Consider the following 16,712-nt stretch of genomic DNA (forward strand, 5'->3'; position numbering starts at 1 on the left):
TATTGCTTATTGGACGGTCAGCAGTCGAATAATCAGGCTGTATTGATAGTTGTCACCCGGATAGGCATAAGGCAGAACCTGGCGGGCTTCGATAGGTGCTCCCGAGCTGCGATCAAAGATCACGGAGTACTGCCTTAAATCGGGCAGGATCAGGGTCATTCTTTTGTTAGCGATCTGGCTCAGGGCGAGCAGATTGACGACCACGGAGCGTGATACCCAGGCGGCGTCTTCGCCACCGTTCAGCTCGATAGATCGGCCATAGCTTTTGCTTTGCTCCTGAATCATCAAGCCTCCGGTCAGGCTGCGGTCCTGGCTCTGCTCCACAGGGTTCCAGTCGAACTCGTTAATCCATAACAAATCATCGGGCAGTGTGATGGTATCCAGTGTCATCAGGCAGACCTCATTCCGGCATTTTTCAGAGCTTCCAGCAGTCGTTTCTCATCACCCGGCTTAACGCCAACATCCACCTGGCCTCCTGGGTATTCCAGACGAATGACTTTCTCTGGTGATCTACTTTGGGTGGGCTGCCGTTGGGTTTGAATGCGTGATTTTTCCTGTTGAGCTTGCTGATCCCTTTGCTTTTGCACTTTCTCTTGCTGTTGAAGCTCATACTGGCGCTGCTTCTCGGCCCGGATCGATTGATTGAGCGAGAGCGCCTTCTGCAGGTTGCTCACCGCCTGAGAGTCACCGTCCTGTTTGGCGATGGCCAGCTCCAGTTCGAGGTCTTTCTTTCGGGCTTCATAGCGGCGTTGCTCGATATCGCCCTGCCTACCCTGAAGGCGATCCAGTTCATCCTGAAGGCTGTCCAGTGTGCCTTGGGTGCTGTCTGACAGCCGTTGCATACTGTCGTTGGCTTGTTCGATGGCTTGATTCAAACGATCCAGGTCTTGCTGGTCGAGGAGGTTCAGACTGTCAGCCAGGTATTGACCATCGCTGGCCATCTGTTGGGCCGACACAGAGCCGTTTTCATAGCTCTGCACCAGGTCTTCCAGGGCGATCTTCTGCTCATAAAATTCAGCTCTTACTGAAGCGGCATTGGTCGCTGTATCCTTCATCCAGTGTCCGATGCCGGTGGTATCCAGTCCGACATTGGCAGTGGCCAGAGCCTGGACTTCCTCTTTGGTTTCAGCCAGTGTCGCTTTTAGCTGTCCCAGCTCGCCCAGGGTGTCAGTGGTATCGATCTGAGTAGCGCCTTGCATGGAGAGGAATGTATCTTCTGCCTGGGCGCTCAGACCGTAGAGTTCGGAGGTGATGTTGTTGTAAAAACCCACTAAACCATTGAGTGTGCCGGATGCACGTTCTGCCCCCTGTGCTTGTTTATCTCCAGCCTCATTCACGGCATCGCCCAGTGATCTTGCCGCATCTGCTGCCGAGTGGGCACCGTCTTCCAGCTCGGCCAGTTTCTCTCTGCTGGCCGCTAATGCTTCGTTGTATTGCTCTTGGGTCAGGGTACCGTCCGCGAAAGCTTGAGACAGTTTTACGGCCAGATCAGCCAGCTCTGTGCGGGTTTCGGCAGCATTGATTTGTTTCAGGGCATCGGCGGCATCGCTGAAGGCTTTCTTGGCGGTTTGACCGGATTCAACGTAGACCGAGTTAAGTTTGACGACGTCTTGCTCAACGGACGCTGTCGTTTTCTGGCTCTCATTACGGATAGCTTGCTGGGTACTTTGGCTGGATTGAACAATCGCTTCACCCAGCGACTGCCAGTTGTTGTTAATGTCCTGCACATCTTCTTTTACTGCTTCCCTGAAACCCGCCGACACTGCTTTCAGTGATTCACCAAAGGACTGGAGTTTTTGGGCCGACTCTGTCGCACCTAATGCATTCAACAGACTGCCCATCCCCCGGGAAACTGAAGAGATAACCTCACTGAATACCAGACCAAAAGACTTAACAGCCAGGGTAAAGCCATTAAACAACAACTGGACAGCATTACCCGTCAGAGTAAAGGTATTGTTGAGACTGGCCAGAGTAGAAGCAATACGCTGACTCGCAGATTGAAAACTGGCCACCACACCGTCAAACGTCAGCCCGGTAAAGTTGGCTTTGATCGCTTCACCCATCTGCACAAACACATCGCTGATGGACTGAGCCAATCGAGACAAACGACCATCTTCAGACATAATACTGATCTGGTTGGTAAGGCTTTTGAGTTGATCCTTGGCATAAGACAATGCGCCACTCTGGGCCACTTCATCCAGAAAGTTCTGCCAGCTGTCTTTCAGGTTGCTGACGTAACCGGACAGCAGTGACATATTCTTGGCTGCTGCTCCTTCAGCACTTTTGCCTATTTCGGCAATCAGCAGAGCAATGGTGTCCCGACCCAGTTTGCCCGCTGTGGAAAGCTTCTGCAGTTCCTGAACATTTTTACCGGTGGCTTTTTCCAGCAGTTCCCAAACCGGAACACCCCGCTCCACCAGTTGCAGAATATCTTCTCCCTGCAACTTCTGCTTGGCCCAGGCCTGCCCAACCGCCAAAGAAATCCCATTCAGGCGCTCCATGCCACCGCCCAGCTTGGAAGCCTGATCCACCATGGCCTGCATACTGCCGTCCATGGGATCAAGACCGAACGCCTTCAGTCGTACAAAAGCCTCCGCCACCTGCCCCAGTTGATAAGGAGTCTCACGGGTAAATTGCTTGATCCACTGAATGGCTCGTTCACCTTCAGCCACCGAGCCCATCACAGCATTGAGCTGCACCCTCAAGCGTTCAAACTGATCACCTGTTCCCAGCAATCCCTGAATCGCCCGTTTGACGGTATACAAGCCGACACTGGCAGCCACCAGAGCTCCCAATCGTTGAGACAAACGCCCCATACTGCCTGATGCGCGATCTGCATCTCGAGATAATTGCCTAATGCCGGAACGTTTGAAGGTGCGGGAGGATGTCTTAGCTTTGGCATCCACTTTCTGCAAAGCTGATGCGGTTTCTCTCAATTCCTTTTGCAGACGCTGTTGCTGGGCAGACAGATTGCGATTGGAAAGGCCCGCCTGCTCCAAACTGCTGCGCAACCCGGCCAGCTTCTGGCGCTGATTCTGATAAGCACGACTGGCCGACACCACGGATGTACGAGCCGATTCCATAGAGCGCTGGAGAGACTGGGAAGGCTTCTCAGTCTGCTGAAACTCTCTGGCCAGTTTCTCGACTCTGGCTTCTGCTTCCCGGTAGGCTATACCAGCACCACGCACCACCGCCGCCTGCTTTTGGAAAGACGACAGCAGGCGATCCTGTTTCTGCAACTCAGAGAGTTTTTGCTTGAGGGTTTGGGCTTCTTTACGGAAGGACTCGAGAGAAGTGGAAGACCGGAGGACGGTTTTCGATAGGGTGTCTTTGGCTTTTAGTACCAGCCTCAGAGCTGACTGCTTGATGTAAGACATAGTCCCCTCCATGCGCATGATGAAAGAAAATTTATGATGTCGAGGGTATACTGCGTATGTATGAACTATCTGATATTTCTGATTTGACTTCTAACTTCTGCTAGCAGACTTAAATTATGATCAAAGAAAACATAAAGAAAGAAATCCTGAAAAGAATCAGGGACGCGGAAAAAGAACATAATGTAAGAGTACTTTATGCAGTCGAATCCGGTAGCAGGGCTTGGGGCTTTGAGTCCCAAAATAGCGATTATGACGTAAGGTTTATTTATGCACATCCAACAGAATGGTATATCTCAGTTGACTTGGAGTTTAAACGTGATGTTATTGAATACGAGATCGTAGATGAAATTGATATTAATGGCTGGGATATCAGAAAAGCCTTACAACTTTACTGGAAATCTAACCCCGCGCTTGTAGAATGGTTACAGTCACCTATCGTTTATTTTGATGATAATATTTTTGCAGACGGTGCAAGAAAGCTTCTTGATGACATTTATTCTGTAGAGAGAGGAATTTATCACTATCGGAGCATGGCTAAAACAAACTATAGGGGTTACCTAAAAGAAGAAATAGTTCCACTCAAAAAGTATTTTTATGTTCTCCGCCCATTGCTGTCTATTATGTGGCTGGAAAAATACGAAAAACCAGCTCCAATCGAGTTTAATAAGCTTCGAACACTGATTCCCGAAGGTTCAAGCTTGGATAAAGCTATTTCTAACCTTCTAGAAAGAAAAAAGAGAAGTCTTGAAAAGGAGAACGCACCAGCTGTTCCAGAATTAAATTCTTTCATTGAATCAGAGCTTAATCGTTTAGAAAACTATCAAGGTTCTCCAGATATAGATAAATCACATATGGAATCATTAAATTCACTATTTCGTCTAAGTCTGAGCTAATCCTCACTGCAAGAACAAACTTATTAGCAAACGATGCCCATAGGTATCGGCTATTATCATCCTGCCAAATCCAACTGCATAAAAGAACTCAGCCCATTCCCTGAAATCGCCGTATCCGCCAGCACATCGACTTGTAGGGGAATGCTGGCGAAGTCATCCGAGATAAAACCCAGATTCTGTACCGGAGAGAACTTCACCCGATGCACCCGGATATTGAAGGGCAAGCCCTCCTGAGCATCATTCAATCCTTCCATAAACAAGGTAAACTCCCGCCCGGACTCTACGAGTGCTTGAACCATATTAGCCTTAAGTGGGGTGTAGCTGACCTTGATGCCCTGATCATCAATACCTCCACCTTCAATGACCTGAATGCCAGATTTCATCAGTTGGTAGTCATCACCTTCTACCAATACGGTATCCAGACTGTCTTTTACCGTAATGGTCTGATCCAAATCAGGTAAATGCCCGAAAGGAATCAATTCACCCGCCACACCATAGGTTTCTTGCGCTTCATCAGTCACCGGCATGATCGAAGCCTCCGTGACACTGCCTCGAAGTGCCAGGGAGATATTACTGGCAGTGAAATCATGGGCTACCAGGTTGGCGGTAATGCCCGACACTCGGCTAATAACATTGCGATTGCCACCACCGCCCAGATAGTTTTTCAGCTCTTTACGATCTTCTTCAAAGCTGAAATTAAACTCACTGACATTGCCAATGGGCAGCAGTGGTGCGGATTTGTCGTAGGGTTGAATATGGATACTGCCTGCGCCGATAAAGCTGCGGTCGATAGTAGACATAGAATTCTCCTTCCTTGAAGAGGATTTAAAAAACGGTTTCGAGGGTCAGGGTGATATCTGCGAAGGACAGCTGTCCCTGGCTGGGGGCAATATCAAATTGGGTTTCAGAGAAAGTCAGCTTGCGACAATGTTCTGTCAGGGCTTTATCATTACTCAGGGCTTGGCGAATCGTTCTGGAGAGCTCCAGCAAGGCATAAGTTGCCCGGTCATTGGTCGGCACCACAGCGCTGAGATTAAAAAGCCATTGATCTTTACGACGACTGCCCTGTTGTTGTAACTCACTGATTGATTCCAGTTGCACCAGTACGGCTGGCGGCTTCAGACCCTGTTCAATGCCGGTGGCAGCATAGCCCAACAATACCTGATTACACACTGTCTCCAGAACACCTACCAAAAGGCTAACCAGTTGTTGTTCTGGGTTAAGCATGACCGGCTCCGTTGACGATGAAATTCAGTTCTTGCTGCATCAGGGTGGCAAACCGCTCCAGTAAAATGGGCTGAAGCTTTTCCAGTACCTGAATGGCACTGTTCAGGATCGGCAAAGTCTTCTTTTCCAGAGGCAAGCCCATCCACATCATGCGACCGGATTTTTTGGAGCGCTGGTATTTATGCCGCCAGTTGGCTTTTCGCCTGAAGACCATCGAGTGTGAAGCATTGACCGGCTGCATTAAAAAAGCCCCTCCCCAGAAATGCTTGCCAGTTCTGACACCTTGTTTGGTCTGTCTGGGTTTGCCGAGATAATGAGCCGGTATATCCCAGGCACCAATCCAGATCACCAGACTATAGCCTTCACTCCCTCGCTCACCCGGTTGCAGGAGATTGACCTTGACCCGGCCCAGCTCTTTCAGCTTCTTTTGAGTAATGCCTTGCTCTCGAGCTAATGCTCTCAGGGTTCGTCGTTCAGCAAAACGGGTTAACTTCCTCAATGATCTTCGAATGGCGAGCTGGAGAGTTTCCGGAGTATTCTTGAAGTAATGGATCAACTCGTCAATGCTGTCATCCAGCTCAAGCTCCAGCTTCATGGAGTGACCACCAGTTCATTTGACCATCGCCTTTCAGTTTCCGGTCAATGGTCCATTGTTGTGCTGCAGAGATCACCTCATCACCTCGACTAACCTTTACATCCGTGGCCAATGCCAATGTGGTGACCTCTTGCAACACCTGTTCATAAGGACCGGTAGGCACCAGCTCCCGAGTCAGAATGCCCGTCACTTCCAGCCTACTGTCATCTGACTTTTTCAGTGTGACAGCCTCTCCAAAGGTAGCCAGTAACTGCCGTTTCAGATCACTTAGCTCATCTTGCATTTGATCACGGCTCTTGGCTTAAGACAGATGGGGAGTGGGTTGGACTGGGTGTGGACCTGCACGCCCTTATCGAAGTCGAGAATCTTCTGTTTCGCGTACCGAGGCAGACCAATGGTATTCACGGTTTCGATAAAGTCCGCTGGGGCAAACCAGGTGCGGAAGATGCCGGTGCCTTCCGGGATTACATAGGCTTCATCCGGTTGGATGAATGGAATATCGCCTACCTGCCCACGATACTCTTCCCAATCGATATCACCGAACCGGAATCCGGTCTTGGGATCATTTCGCAGTAAAGCGCTGTCCTGATAGCGATGGTAGGCATCTTTGACGTAGTCGTGTCCGACCAGAGCATCATAAAAATCCGCACCACAGAAGGCCCTTAATCCAGTGTAAGGCTGAGCGCCCAGAGCCGTGTCTACCTTCCTGCGCAGAGCGACGCACTCCAGCCGGATATCCGTTTCAGCCGCACTGAATTTAAAGGTATGGGTTTGCTGGGTGACACCGAATTCCTGAAACAGGTCGTAAATAACACTGGAGCCATCGGCATCGAGAATCTGTCCCTTGATAGCTCCCAGTCGCAAGTGCTCCAGGGTCACTTCATGATTGGCATTCATGGACGACAGTCGATCATTAACCACCGTTTTCACCCCTTCCAAAGCACTCTCAGAACCAAAGGCTCGTACATTACGCACCTCATCAGCAATGATGGTGGAGTCATAGGGAATATGAGGGATCACAAAACTGCGTACCTTGCGTTTACCGCCCCGAGCCTGGGCAGCCGGAGCGCCGCGCTCAGAGGTAGGCAACAGGATCAGCTCACCGTTCCGGGACTCCACAATGGCCGTGGTGGTGTTAATACCACTTTCAGTAAACAGCCCCAGTTCACCGATACGCCCAGGCTTATAGGGCATATCGTTCAGAGTTGCAGTCAGGCTGGTAAGACTGAAGGCATCGTTGTTAAAAATATCCAGCAAGTTCATCCCTGTTCTCCTGTCCTGAGAATGATATCCAGTGACGACAGCTCCTCAACCGCCGTCGTTTTTTCTTCGTCAGTGATACCTTCCGGCCAGACCAGTAACTCCTGATCCACTTCTGCCAGTCGGGCAATAATGACGCCCTCGCCGCCTGTGGCATCGGTAATGACATGATCCCAAAGCACTCCAGCGGCCATTTGCAAACCCGTGACAGCTGCCGGATCAATAGGGCCATAAACATCTGTAGAGGTATTCTTGCCAAGAATGGTGCCGGGCAGTAGCGCCAGATCCGGAGCCAGTTCGACCAGCTCGCGACTGATGCTGTTGTTTCCTTCGGACACGATAAATTCGCCAGCATGCACCGGCTCTGTCATCACAGGCATGGTTCAGTTCCTTTGAGTGAGAAAGGGAAAATTAAGAAAGGGTGAGTGGTTTCAGGCTGCCGATTGAGCGTTACGCTTGCGGTAAACGGCCTGGGTATCCACCAGAGGCTGGATTTTTTTATCCTGCTGATCGGGTGTCAGCTGGTTATTGATGCTGTCGTCATCCTGCAAGAGCAGATCAAACAGTTCGGTACGCACCTGAGCTTCCGTCTTGCCAGACTGAATAAACTGTCCAGCTCGATCTTCACAGTGCGCTGCTGCACACAGCGATTTGATCGTTTCACATTCCGCCAGACGAGCTTTGACGTCTTCGATACCCTGCTGCTGGCGGACAAAAGTTTCAGCCATTTCCGGGTAACCGGCCTGATTACACAAGGTCATTACTGCCAGGGCATGAGCGCCTTTATCCCCATTTTCAGATTCAGAGTTTGCGGGCTGAGGTGGATGCATAAAGCTGGAAAGATCAAAATGGGCCGCCATTTTTACCGGCGCTTCCACCTCATCAATCAGGCCATGGCCTTGGGCTTCAGTGGCGGTGAACCAGGTCTCCTCGTCCATTAGTTTCAGCATGGCTTTCAGATCCAGTTCACAGCGATTGCAGTAGGTCTGGGCAATGACCTCGGTGGTTTTGTCCAACATATCCGCCATTTTGCGCAACTCACCGGCATCACCTCCGACCCAACCGAAGGGGTTGTGGATCATTAGCAGGGCATTTTCAGCCATATGTATGGTGTCGCCTGCCATAGCAATGACACTGGCGATACTGGCTGCCAGCCCTTCAACCCGAACATGGATGTTAGCCTTGTGGTAACGCAGGGCATTGTAAATGGCGACTCCGTCAAACACTGAGCCACCGGGGCTGTTGATCCGAACGGTAATGTCATCCGTGTCCAGATCTTTCAGGCTGCTGACCAGTTGCCGGGCAGATAAGCCTGCCCAATCGCCAATCACATCATAAATCAGCAACTCCGCTGGTTGGCCTGACTGATTTTTCAACGTGAACCAGGCCCGGTTCTTATTGAGCGGCTTTTTGTTCATCGTTATCGGGTTCCTCTTCCATGATGGTGTTGTTTATTTCCTGAGTTCTGGCATCACTGTCGTATTGCAGCTCCAGCTCGTCGGCTCGCTGGTTATCTGCTGCGATCTCATCGTCAATTTGTTCGCTGTCGTAGCCTTGTTCAGAGACCACTTCTGAACGAGATTTGAAACCACTACGGACTGCCAGATTCTGGGACTGCACATCCTGAACCGGATGAATATAAGCCCAGCCCTGGGGAATCCATTTCACCTTACGATAGTGCGTTGGGTTTCGATGAAAGCTCGGGGCTGAGATAGCCCCACTGAGCACGGCCAGTTCCAGCCATCGCTTCCAGACCGGGCGACAAAGTTGGAATACCATCAAATTATGCTGGATCTGTTGAATACGACGGCGGAACTCATTAAGCACCACCCGTAAAGCCCGGTCACTGACGCCTTTCATATCGCCGGACAGAATCTCATAAGGCAGGCCAATACCCGCCGACACAGCCATCAGCTGTTGGCGGATAAAGTCCGGGTAGTTACTGGCCGCTCCTGGTGGTGTGTTAAACGTTATCTCCTCACCCGGTGATAGCTCCTGCATAGTGCCCGGCTCCATTGCTACCATAGGAACACCTTGCAGGTCATAGACAATGGGCCGACCGGTTAAAGGATCGACCTTTTCCGTTTCCGGAGCCGGTTTGGTGATAAAGCCGGTGAACAGGTTGGCGATTTCCTGCCGAAGCAGCGTGGCATCATCGAATTTGTCCAGGTGATACATTCGAAGCAGCACCTGGCTCAACAAAGGTTGCCCACGCAGCTGACCTGGCCGCAGCGGTTCATAAAGATGCAACACCTGATCGGCAGGCACCCGTCGCAGGTCGGCAGTATCCAGTGTGGTGTAATCCGAAGGATGCTGCTTGTGCATCCAGTAAGCGACACGCTGCCCGATGGCATTAAACTCGATACCGGCCCGGATCTTGTGGCCCTTTTTCAGTTCTTCGTTGTAATCCCAGGGGACAAACTCCGCTTCCAGCAATTGCAGCTGCAGCGGCACACTCAAACCATCGCCGGGTTTTCGGGGACGGAATCGAACAAAACACTCTCCAGCTTCAAGCACTGATCGCATGGCCAGAGCCTGCTGCCCGTAAAAATCGAGCTGACCATCGGCATCGGACTCATCGGTCCAGTCCAGAAACAGGGCCTGTAACTCTTTACGAAACCCATCATCACGGGCTTCTGACTTGGGCTTGATGCCGGTGCCGACAATATTGGCGACCAGCTTTTCCAGCCCGGAAGCGGCCCAGGGATCGTTACGAATCGCTGCCCGGGAGCGGTTGATCAGGGTTCCAAGGTTTACGGTCAGTGAGTTATTGGGTCCGGTAGAAGGCGCAATCCAACTCTGGCTTCTTCGCCCCTGACCTGCCGAGGTATAAGCCAGGTTTTTCAGTTCGGGCAGTAGCCAGCCTGCAATACGTTGTTTCAAGCCCATTCAATCATTCCCGAAAGCTGTGCTAATGTAAAAATCACTATGAAAAAGAAAACAGACACCGACTGGAAACGCTTGGAAGCAATGTCAGATGAAGACATTGACACCTCTGATATCCCTGAGCTGGGCGATTATTTCTTTGATCATGCTGAACAACATTCCTTCCATGATGAACCGCTGACTTGGAGGCAAAGGTTCTGCCTTTCACTTCGCCTATGGTTTATGTGGCTACCAGCTCTCATTGTATTTTTAGGAACCTGCTACTTTTTTTGGGCCGAATCCACATTATGGTTAACAGACCCCATACTGGCTTTTGCTTGTGCAGCCTTCATAGCTCTTTTTGCCACCGTCATTTGGTTTTGTATCCTTTTCGGCTTGGGAAATTAAATACCCTTTGACGAATAGACCCCATATTGCCGGGGTCGCTTCTGTTGCTTGATCAATTCCCGCTCAATGGCCTGCAGTCGCCTTTCCATTTCTGAGAAGCTGGCATACTCCACCTTGCGACCTTCAAATTCCACTGTGCGGGTTTCTCTTAGTAATACCGCACGCTTCAGGACTTTATATTCAGCATCCGTAATCATTGGCTACCCATTCAGATAAGAGCTGCGAGAGAATCGTCGGGATCGGGCTTGAGAGAAAGCGTCGGGTTCAGAGTCATCAACCATAACTTCCGGCTCTGGACGTTGAGCGGCCAGTTGCTCCAGATTCAATCCACGGTGTTGCTGCAGAATACGCACCGCAGTCAGGGCATAAACCCGACAGTCCAAAGCTTCATTCCGCTTCTTGCGGGCATCCCATTCAAAGTAAGCGACCCCGTGTTTGTATTTGCGCACCTTTTCTTCTGCCGTAGCCTGTTTGAAGTAGTCTTCATCAAAGCTGTCCTTCACCGGCCAGTGGCAGTAACCTGCACCAGGCTCCAGAATTCGGTATCGCTGATAGATCAGTTCTTTGGCCGTGTCGGTGCCCACCAGAGTCAGGTAGACGCCTTTCTTGTTGCGAGTTTTCGGGAAGGTAGCGATGGGTTTGCCAGACTGGGAAGCCCCTTTGATCGGAATCAACCAGTCAGCACCTTGCTTACGGGAGAAGGCATACACCTCATCGGTAAAGTGACCACCGGAGTCCATACAAATCTGGGCGAGGTTCATTAAAACTCCATCCTGCCGTCGATAAGTCGTTCTGAGTTTGTCTGCCAATATCTTCCAGATTTCTGGTCGGCTCAGATCACCGTAAAGCCGGACGTAATCAATAGACCAGCTCTCTTCACCAGCACCCCAGCCCGCTACTTCATACTCGACCCGGTCATCCTGAACATCGATTCCGCAGGTCAGCACTTCTACTGACCAAGGTACTTCAGCAACATAGTGTTCACGACGCTGGTAAAGTAATTCGTAATCAACGGTTTCTCCCGCTTCCTGCCAGGTCTGGCCCAACACGGTATTGGTCCAGTCTTTCAAGAGCACCGGATCATCTTTGGCCGCCAGAAAATCCGCTACTGCATCTTTCCAGCTGTACCAGCCATTAGGACTGTAAAGTGAATTCAGATGGTAGCCACGGATTTTGCCGTCAGTTTCGGTATTCAAGGGTTCCCATCGCCCATTTTCCAGTAATCGAGGCTTGTCATGTTCCTGCATTCGATGTTGACACTGAATGCATTCAAAACAGGCTGTCTCCGGGTCCTGGTTTTCAAACTTTATCTGCTGCCACTCGATGGGCTGCCTGTGTCCACAGTTCACACAAGGCACATGGTATTGTCGCTGGTCGCTGACCTGATAAGCCGATTCAACTTTACTGGCCCCGGCAATATTGGGTGTGGAGAGCATCAGGATCTTGCGATTACGGGAAAACGTCGCTGTCCGTTTAATGGCCAGATTAATAGGACTGCCTTCCCCATCTACATCATCTTCATAAGCATCTATTTCATCCAGAAAAAGAAAACGGGCAGGCATGGAGCGCAACCCTGTGGCGGAGTTGGCTCCGGTGATGATCAGTACACCGTTAGGAAACTCCTTCACCATTTGAGTATTGCCAGAATCCCGGGAACGAGGGTCTTTCACCCGCTCCCGCAAAATCGGCATCTCTTCAATCATCGGCGCTATGCGCTGCTTGGAGGTTCTCTTGGCCATATCCAACGTCGGCAGCACATACATCATGGGACCGGGCGTATGATGGATCACATAGCCCAGCCAATTATTGCCACATTCGGTGCCACCGACCTGTGCACCTTTCATAAAAACGACACGTTCCACATCCGAAGAGGGCGACAGACAATCCATAATTTCTTTGAGGTAAGGCGTCCGAGCGGTTCGCCAGCGTCCGGCTTCTTTGGCTGCCTTCATGGGCAGCATCCGGTACTGATCGGCCCATTCAGAGACAGAGAGTTTGGTGTCCGGTTTTAAACCAGCAAAAAAGCCTGCAATATAGGGTGTAGGCATAATAAAAGGACTTGCGAATGACTAAATCTCAACTTCAGCGATTGTTATGGTTTCAGGGAAATCATTGCTTCCACTGTGATCGAAAGCTCAAGCTGGAAAACGCCAGCATTGATCATGTGATGCCAAAAAGTCTGGGTGGTAAGGATGTTGTTGAAAACAAAGTGGTATGCTGAAAAACCGTGAACCAAGTATTTGCCAACATGACCCTGAAAGAAAAGTTGCGCTGCATTATTCAGTGGAAGGGGCAAATACCCTGCCTCAAAGCAGCTCAAGCTAAGTAAGCGTCAGAGCGACCCGCATACCAGCTTGCTGTAAAGTCATGAGTACTCCAAATACTCAGTAAGCTAGAACCAACTACCACACTGATGTCTATAGTATTTGTATTGATCCTTTGGCAACCATTATTGCATTCTTTAGAATCTTCATAGCTTCCCGTAAACGCTCAATTGTCTGATTGAAATCAAGCAAACCACTAGAGTTTGTTATACGCCAATCTTCGCAGATGCATACAGTCATGTATTGGCCGTTCCCAAAGCGGGATGGTCGAGTAACTGTCAAACGGAAGGAATCATTTTTTGACACCGAAAGAATCTGCTTATGCCACTGACTTCTCAGCTGACGACGTTCCTCCTTATTGTAAACCTCTATTTTAAAACACAGCTTGTTTTGTTCTAGCTGGAGGTATTGCTTAGAATGCTCATCGCAAAAAGCGGACCACCAATAACCAAAGAAACCACCGGAAGGATTGGCAACATACCCCCAGTCTCCCGTACCCAGCTCTTCCTGCAATCGGATATAAAAACCGATCCACTGGTCTCCAGTCCATTGAGTTACACCGATGTTAAGGTAGCCCTTAACTCGATTTTCAATACCCTGCAAATGACCACGGTAATCCAGCAGAATCTGATTACTTCCCAGATAACTATTCAAAATAGTCAGAAAATCCTGTCGGAGAAAAGGGGTGTAGCCATTGTCTTTGACCGCTTTATAAGATCCCTGATCGCGGGTTTGCAAATAAATCAGTATTATATTGTTACTATCATAATGCCTATTAGCTATTTCATATTTATAGCGTTCAAGTTGGTTGGAGTGCTGTTTAGTCCCAACCTTGTCCTCAATAAGAACAGCATATTCACCGTTGATAATACAGAGAACATCGATGTTACTGTCCTGTTTCCGGACTTGAACTGAATTGATGGTTTCAGGCAGAGTTTTCCCCTGCTTATGGAAGAGTGCATCTAAAAGGCTCAAACCACAGGTGTGCAGTTCTGCATTTTCATTTTTAAGCGCTGGGTCAGCCCAGCAGAGTAGCCAACAGATAAAGGCATCTTGGGAAAGCTCACTGGTAGCAAAACGGAAAATATTCGGAATAGTCATATTTTTTATTTCTAATGGTGCTGCATTTTTACCTGACATATACCATCACAACTTTACCCCACAGACAACTGGAGTATGGTTCAGCTAAACATCCACTAAAAAAATAATTCTCAGTCAATATTCGCCAATTTTTCCAGAGCCTGTTCAATTTCATTTTCTAATAACTGACGAACAGCCAGTGAATCTTCTTCAGCAGCCAGAACATCGGCCAGACGGTCTGGGATACCCAATAATGCGTCTCTGAGCATCCTCCCAGCCCGGAACGCATCATCACGTACTTTTGCCGCATCCGTTAACTTACCAGCCTTTTCCTCATACTCCATCCTGGCCATTTTGGCCCTGAACGCTTCCCGCATGGTGCGAGCCGTAACGAAATCCACCGCCTGTCTTGAATCAGTGGGGGCCACTGGCAAGTGGTCTTGGGAAGCAGGTTTTCTCAGCACAGTCGAGGGCTCAGACTGGGCCTGGATCGCCTTCAGGGCCTCATCCGGATTGACCTTGCCCTTGTGCAGGCGAATCTTGCCGGACTTGACCAATTTGGCCACATATTGGCGGCTCCAGCCTTGACGTTTGGCGAATTCCGATTGCGAGATGAGTGTCATAGCGATTTGTATAACCTCCCCTGTCCCGCCGTGGCCGGATACGCCCTCCTGTTTCTACAACCTATTGATTATTAATAGTTTTTTCCTTGATAACCACCGGTTATGGAGCCTTACTGTACATAACGCAAACAAGCATCAAAAAGGAAACAGGCCATGAATAAGAAGACCGAACAAGCCCTGGAAAACATCGCCCAAAAGACCCTGCTAATAGACACCCTCAAAACCCGAAACACTTCGGAAGACTTCGAGGAAGTCGCCGTCTGGCAAGTCAAAAAGGCTTTGGAACAGGCTTATCAATTGGGCCTGAAACAAGGCCAAAAACAATAACCCCAAAAGGAGAAGCACCATGAAAACGACAAAACTCACTGCTACCCAAGAGACTGTTCTGAAGCAAGCCGCTGAGACAGGAACTCTCCATACCTCCGCACTCACCTTGAAGGGTGGTGCCCGGAAGAAAGTGCTGGACAGTCTGACCAGCAAAGGCTTTCTGATCCCTATGAAAAAGGCTGACACCTACGACATCAGTCCGCAGGGCAAGGCAGCCATTGGCCTCCCGGTAGACGACCAACCTGCCCAGAAGGGCAAGATCCGCACCGGCACCAAACTCCACAAGGTAATTGAGCTACTGAGCCGACCCGAGGGCGCTGAGATCCACGAAATCATGCGCGAGACGGGATGGCAACAGCACACGGTTCGCGGCACCCTGGCCGGAGCCCTGAAAAAACGACTGGGACTGACCATTGAATCGGAGAAGCCCGAAGGCAAGGATCGCATTTACCGGATCACCGCCGGGCTGGAAGCGCTCTTTCAGGGTGAGACTGCATGAGCACCCGCTCCTGAATTGCAAGGCGGCTGGCATTTTCCTTATGGGAGCCTCGATTATAAGAGGCTCCATTCTACTTGCCGTTGAACTCAAGTTTTAGTTGTACTTCAGATCTGTCAACCAGGTTGACAATCCCACACGCAAAAGTTGACAGTTTGGTTGACAAAACCCTTGGCTGGTTGACACCGGAAAGCCCCGCCACTACTGGGCTAAAGCCCAATCTGTCAACCTAACTGTCAACCCCGATTTTCACTCTGTCGCTGGCGCTATTCCGCGCTGATGCATACCCGCACTGGAAGACACCTCCCAGGAACCCCGGAACAGCCGTCAGAAGACGCTTATCAATCGTTCTCTTCGATCCCGAGACGCTCCCTGCATTTAAAAAGAAGCTCTCAGAACGGCTTAAATTAAGCCTCAGCCTTTCCATGTTCTTGTTACCTTCTCCAGCCCACGGCTGGCTATGTATCCGCCAATACCCATCTGGATAATGCTGAACAGTTTCAGTTCCACTGCCTCAGTTAGATTCGGTGCTGACCAACCCATCCAGCGACACACGACTAATGCCGTAAAGACCAGCATCACCATGGGTCGCCAGTTCCTTTGCAGCCAGCTTTCACCCTGAGCTTCGGCTTTAACAACGCCAGCCTTCTGCTCCAGTTCATTCAGCTCACCGTTGAGCAGCATCTTGCTCAGTTCCGCTCTGGCTTCCCCGGCTTTGTTCGCATCAGGAAAAAGCTTGTCGATGACCTTCCCGATCACCGGGATGGCAGCCACCAGACTCACCGTTTGCCCCCCAGCAGTCCTTCCTGTCTGAGCCACTGGTGCACATCAAAGTTGGGACAGGTCTTCACCTTACTAAAGTGATGATGACCATGCACGACAGCGTTTGAATAAATAGCTTGATGGCCAGCCACCAGAAGCTTCAGCATTCGCTTCTGTTCCGGAGTGAAGTTATCTTCTGCCTCATTGTGTTCATTCAGGCCACCCACCAGACAGATGCCCACACTTTCATGGTTGTGGTATTTGACATGAGCACCCCAGTCTTCAATAGGGCGACCTTGCTTTACTGAACCGTCCCGCTCAATCACCCAATGATAACCAATATCCAGAAAGGCCCGTTCCATGGTGTGCCAGCGTTTGATGTCTTCAAAAGTAACGTGTTGGTTAGCTCGGGTGTCCGAGCAATGAACGACGATGTAATTGGTTTCCTTACGCTTGCCCATCACTCATCCCCTGA

General features: G+C 50.1%; 21 protein-coding genes. 5 read left to right on the forward strand and 16 right to left on the reverse strand.

What is annotated here, in order from left to right:
• Positions 1-6: 6 nt before the first annotated feature.
• On the reverse strand, positions 7-390 hold the full coding sequence (locus ACO6VG_RS02770; protein WP_422472635.1) for a hypothetical protein: 384 nt from the start codon (positions 388-390) through the stop codon (positions 7-9).
• Positions 390-3,377 (reverse strand): tape measure protein, encoded by a 2,988-nt coding sequence (locus tag ACO6VG_RS02775; protein WP_422472637.1) that lies wholly within the window; start codon positions 3,375-3,377, stop codon positions 390-392. Before ACO6VG_RS02775 ends, ACO6VG_RS02770 begins: the two co-directional genes overlap by 1 nt.
• Before the next feature lie 116 nt (positions 3,378-3,493).
• Here ACO6VG_RS02775 and ACO6VG_RS02780 point away from each other — a divergent pair, with 116 nt between their 5' ends.
• Entirely contained in the window at positions 3,494-4,270 is a 777-nt protein-coding gene (locus ACO6VG_RS02780; protein WP_422472639.1) for a DNA polymerase beta superfamily protein, read from the forward strand.
• A gap of 56 nt (positions 4,271-4,326) precedes the next feature.
• Here ACO6VG_RS02780 and ACO6VG_RS02785 read toward each other — a convergent pair whose 3' ends face one another.
• The 8 genes from ACO6VG_RS02785 to ACO6VG_RS02820 are packed head-to-tail and all read right to left on the reverse strand — an operon-like array spanning position 4,327 to position 10,241.
• The gene (locus tag ACO6VG_RS02785; protein WP_422472641.1) at positions 4,327-5,070 is read right to left on the reverse strand and encodes a hypothetical protein; all 744 of its coding nucleotides are present in this window, start codon (positions 5,068-5,070) and stop codon (positions 4,327-4,329) included.
• Positions 5,071-5,095: 25 nt separating this feature from the next.
• Positions 5,096-5,497, reverse strand: coding sequence for a hypothetical protein (locus tag ACO6VG_RS02790; protein ID WP_422472643.1), 402 nt, complete (start codon positions 5,495-5,497; stop codon positions 5,096-5,098).
• On the reverse strand, positions 5,490-6,092 hold the full coding sequence (locus ACO6VG_RS02795) for a hypothetical protein (protein ID WP_422472645.1): 603 nt from the start codon (positions 6,090-6,092) through the stop codon (positions 5,490-5,492). The genes ACO6VG_RS02790 and ACO6VG_RS02795 overlap by 8 nt, the downstream gene beginning before the upstream one ends.
• Positions 6,076-6,375 carry a hypothetical protein gene (locus ACO6VG_RS02800; RefSeq protein ID WP_422139017.1) on the reverse strand — a complete coding sequence of 100 codons (300 nt, stop codon included), beginning with the start codon at positions 6,373-6,375 and terminating at the stop codon, positions 6,076-6,078. The genes ACO6VG_RS02795 and ACO6VG_RS02800 overlap by 17 nt, the downstream gene beginning before the upstream one ends.
• Positions 6,360-7,355, reverse strand: coding sequence for a major capsid protein (locus ACO6VG_RS02805; protein ID WP_422139018.1), 996 nt, complete (start codon positions 7,353-7,355; stop codon positions 6,360-6,362). Before ACO6VG_RS02805 ends, ACO6VG_RS02800 begins: the two co-directional genes overlap by 16 nt.
• Complete coding sequence (locus ACO6VG_RS02810) at positions 7,352-7,732, reverse strand: head decoration protein (RefSeq protein WP_422137686.1); 381 nt, start codon at positions 7,730-7,732, stop codon at positions 7,352-7,354. The genes ACO6VG_RS02805 and ACO6VG_RS02810 overlap by 4 nt, the downstream gene beginning before the upstream one ends.
• Positions 7,733-7,783: 51 nt before the next feature.
• On the reverse strand, positions 7,784-8,770 hold the full coding sequence (locus ACO6VG_RS02815) for a head maturation protease, ClpP-related (RefSeq protein ID WP_422137685.1): 987 nt from the start codon (positions 8,768-8,770) through the stop codon (positions 7,784-7,786).
• Positions 8,748-10,241, reverse strand: a complete 1,494-nt coding sequence (locus tag ACO6VG_RS02820) for a phage portal protein (protein ID WP_422137684.1) — start codon at positions 10,239-10,241, stop codon at positions 8,748-8,750. Before ACO6VG_RS02820 ends, ACO6VG_RS02815 begins: the two co-directional genes overlap by 23 nt.
• A gap of 39 nt (positions 10,242-10,280) precedes the next feature.
• Here ACO6VG_RS02820 and ACO6VG_RS02825 point away from each other — a divergent pair, with 39 nt between their 5' ends.
• A complete protein-coding gene (locus tag ACO6VG_RS02825) occupies positions 10,281-10,625 on the forward strand; it encodes a hypothetical protein (RefSeq protein ID WP_422137683.1) in 345 nt (114 codons plus the stop codon).
• Here ACO6VG_RS02825 and ACO6VG_RS02830 read toward each other — a convergent pair.
• Positions 10,622-10,822: a phage head-tail joining protein gene (locus ACO6VG_RS02830; protein ID WP_422137682.1), complete on the reverse strand. Its 201-nt coding sequence runs from the start codon at positions 10,820-10,822 to the stop codon at positions 10,622-10,624. The genes ACO6VG_RS02825 and ACO6VG_RS02830 overlap by 4 nt on opposite strands.
• A gap of 3 nt (positions 10,823-10,825) precedes the next feature.
• Positions 10,826-12,673 carry a phage terminase large subunit family protein gene (locus ACO6VG_RS02835; RefSeq protein WP_422472648.1) on the reverse strand — a complete coding sequence of 616 codons (1,848 nt, stop codon included), beginning with the start codon at positions 12,671-12,673 and terminating at the stop codon, positions 10,826-10,828.
• 17 nt (positions 12,674-12,690) lie between these two features.
• On the opposite strand from ACO6VG_RS02835, the gene ACO6VG_RS02840 reads away from it, so the two are divergent.
• Entirely contained in the window at positions 12,691-12,846 is a 156-nt protein-coding gene (locus ACO6VG_RS02840) for an HNH endonuclease (protein WP_422472650.1), read from the forward strand.
• Between the two features lie 196 nt (positions 12,847-13,042).
• Here the strand turns inward: ACO6VG_RS02840 and ACO6VG_RS02845 are convergent, their stop codons facing one another.
• Both ACO6VG_RS02845 and ACO6VG_RS02850 read right to left on the reverse strand, forming a co-directional pair.
• Positions 13,043-14,089 carry a PD-(D/E)XK nuclease family protein gene (locus tag ACO6VG_RS02845; RefSeq protein WP_422472652.1) on the reverse strand — a complete coding sequence of 349 codons (1,047 nt, stop codon included), beginning with the start codon at positions 14,087-14,089 and terminating at the stop codon, positions 13,043-13,045.
• A gap of 71 nt (positions 14,090-14,160) precedes the next feature.
• A complete protein-coding gene (locus ACO6VG_RS02850) occupies positions 14,161-14,652 on the reverse strand; it encodes a hypothetical protein (protein ID WP_422472654.1) in 492 nt (163 codons plus the stop codon).
• Between the two features lie 153 nt (positions 14,653-14,805).
• On the opposite strand from ACO6VG_RS02850, the gene ACO6VG_RS02855 reads away from it, so the two are divergent.
• The gene (locus ACO6VG_RS02855) at positions 14,806-14,979 is read left to right on the forward strand and encodes a DUF6900 domain-containing protein (RefSeq protein WP_422472656.1); all 174 of its coding nucleotides are present in this window, start codon (positions 14,806-14,808) and stop codon (positions 14,977-14,979) included.
• 19 nt (positions 14,980-14,998) lie between these two features.
• Positions 14,999-15,478, forward strand: coding sequence for a DUF3489 domain-containing protein (locus ACO6VG_RS02860; protein WP_422472658.1), 480 nt, complete (start codon positions 14,999-15,001; stop codon positions 15,476-15,478).
• 411 nt (positions 15,479-15,889) lie between these two features.
• Here ACO6VG_RS02860 and ACO6VG_RS02865 read toward each other — a convergent pair whose 3' ends face one another.
• The gene (locus ACO6VG_RS02865; protein ID WP_422472660.1) at positions 15,890-16,258 is read right to left on the reverse strand and encodes a 3TM-type holin; all 369 of its coding nucleotides are present in this window, start codon (positions 16,256-16,258) and stop codon (positions 15,890-15,892) included.
• On the reverse strand, positions 16,255-16,698 hold the full coding sequence (locus ACO6VG_RS02870; RefSeq protein ID WP_422472662.1) for an N-acetylmuramoyl-L-alanine amidase: 444 nt from the start codon (positions 16,696-16,698) through the stop codon (positions 16,255-16,257). The genes ACO6VG_RS02865 and ACO6VG_RS02870 overlap by 4 nt, the downstream gene beginning before the upstream one ends.
• Between the last annotated feature and the right edge of the window lie 14 nt (positions 16,699-16,712).

The organism is Endozoicomonas sp. ALB032, assembly GCF_049310125.1.
Lineage (GTDB): Bacteria > Pseudomonadota > Gammaproteobacteria > Pseudomonadales > Endozoicomonadaceae > Endozoicomonas_A.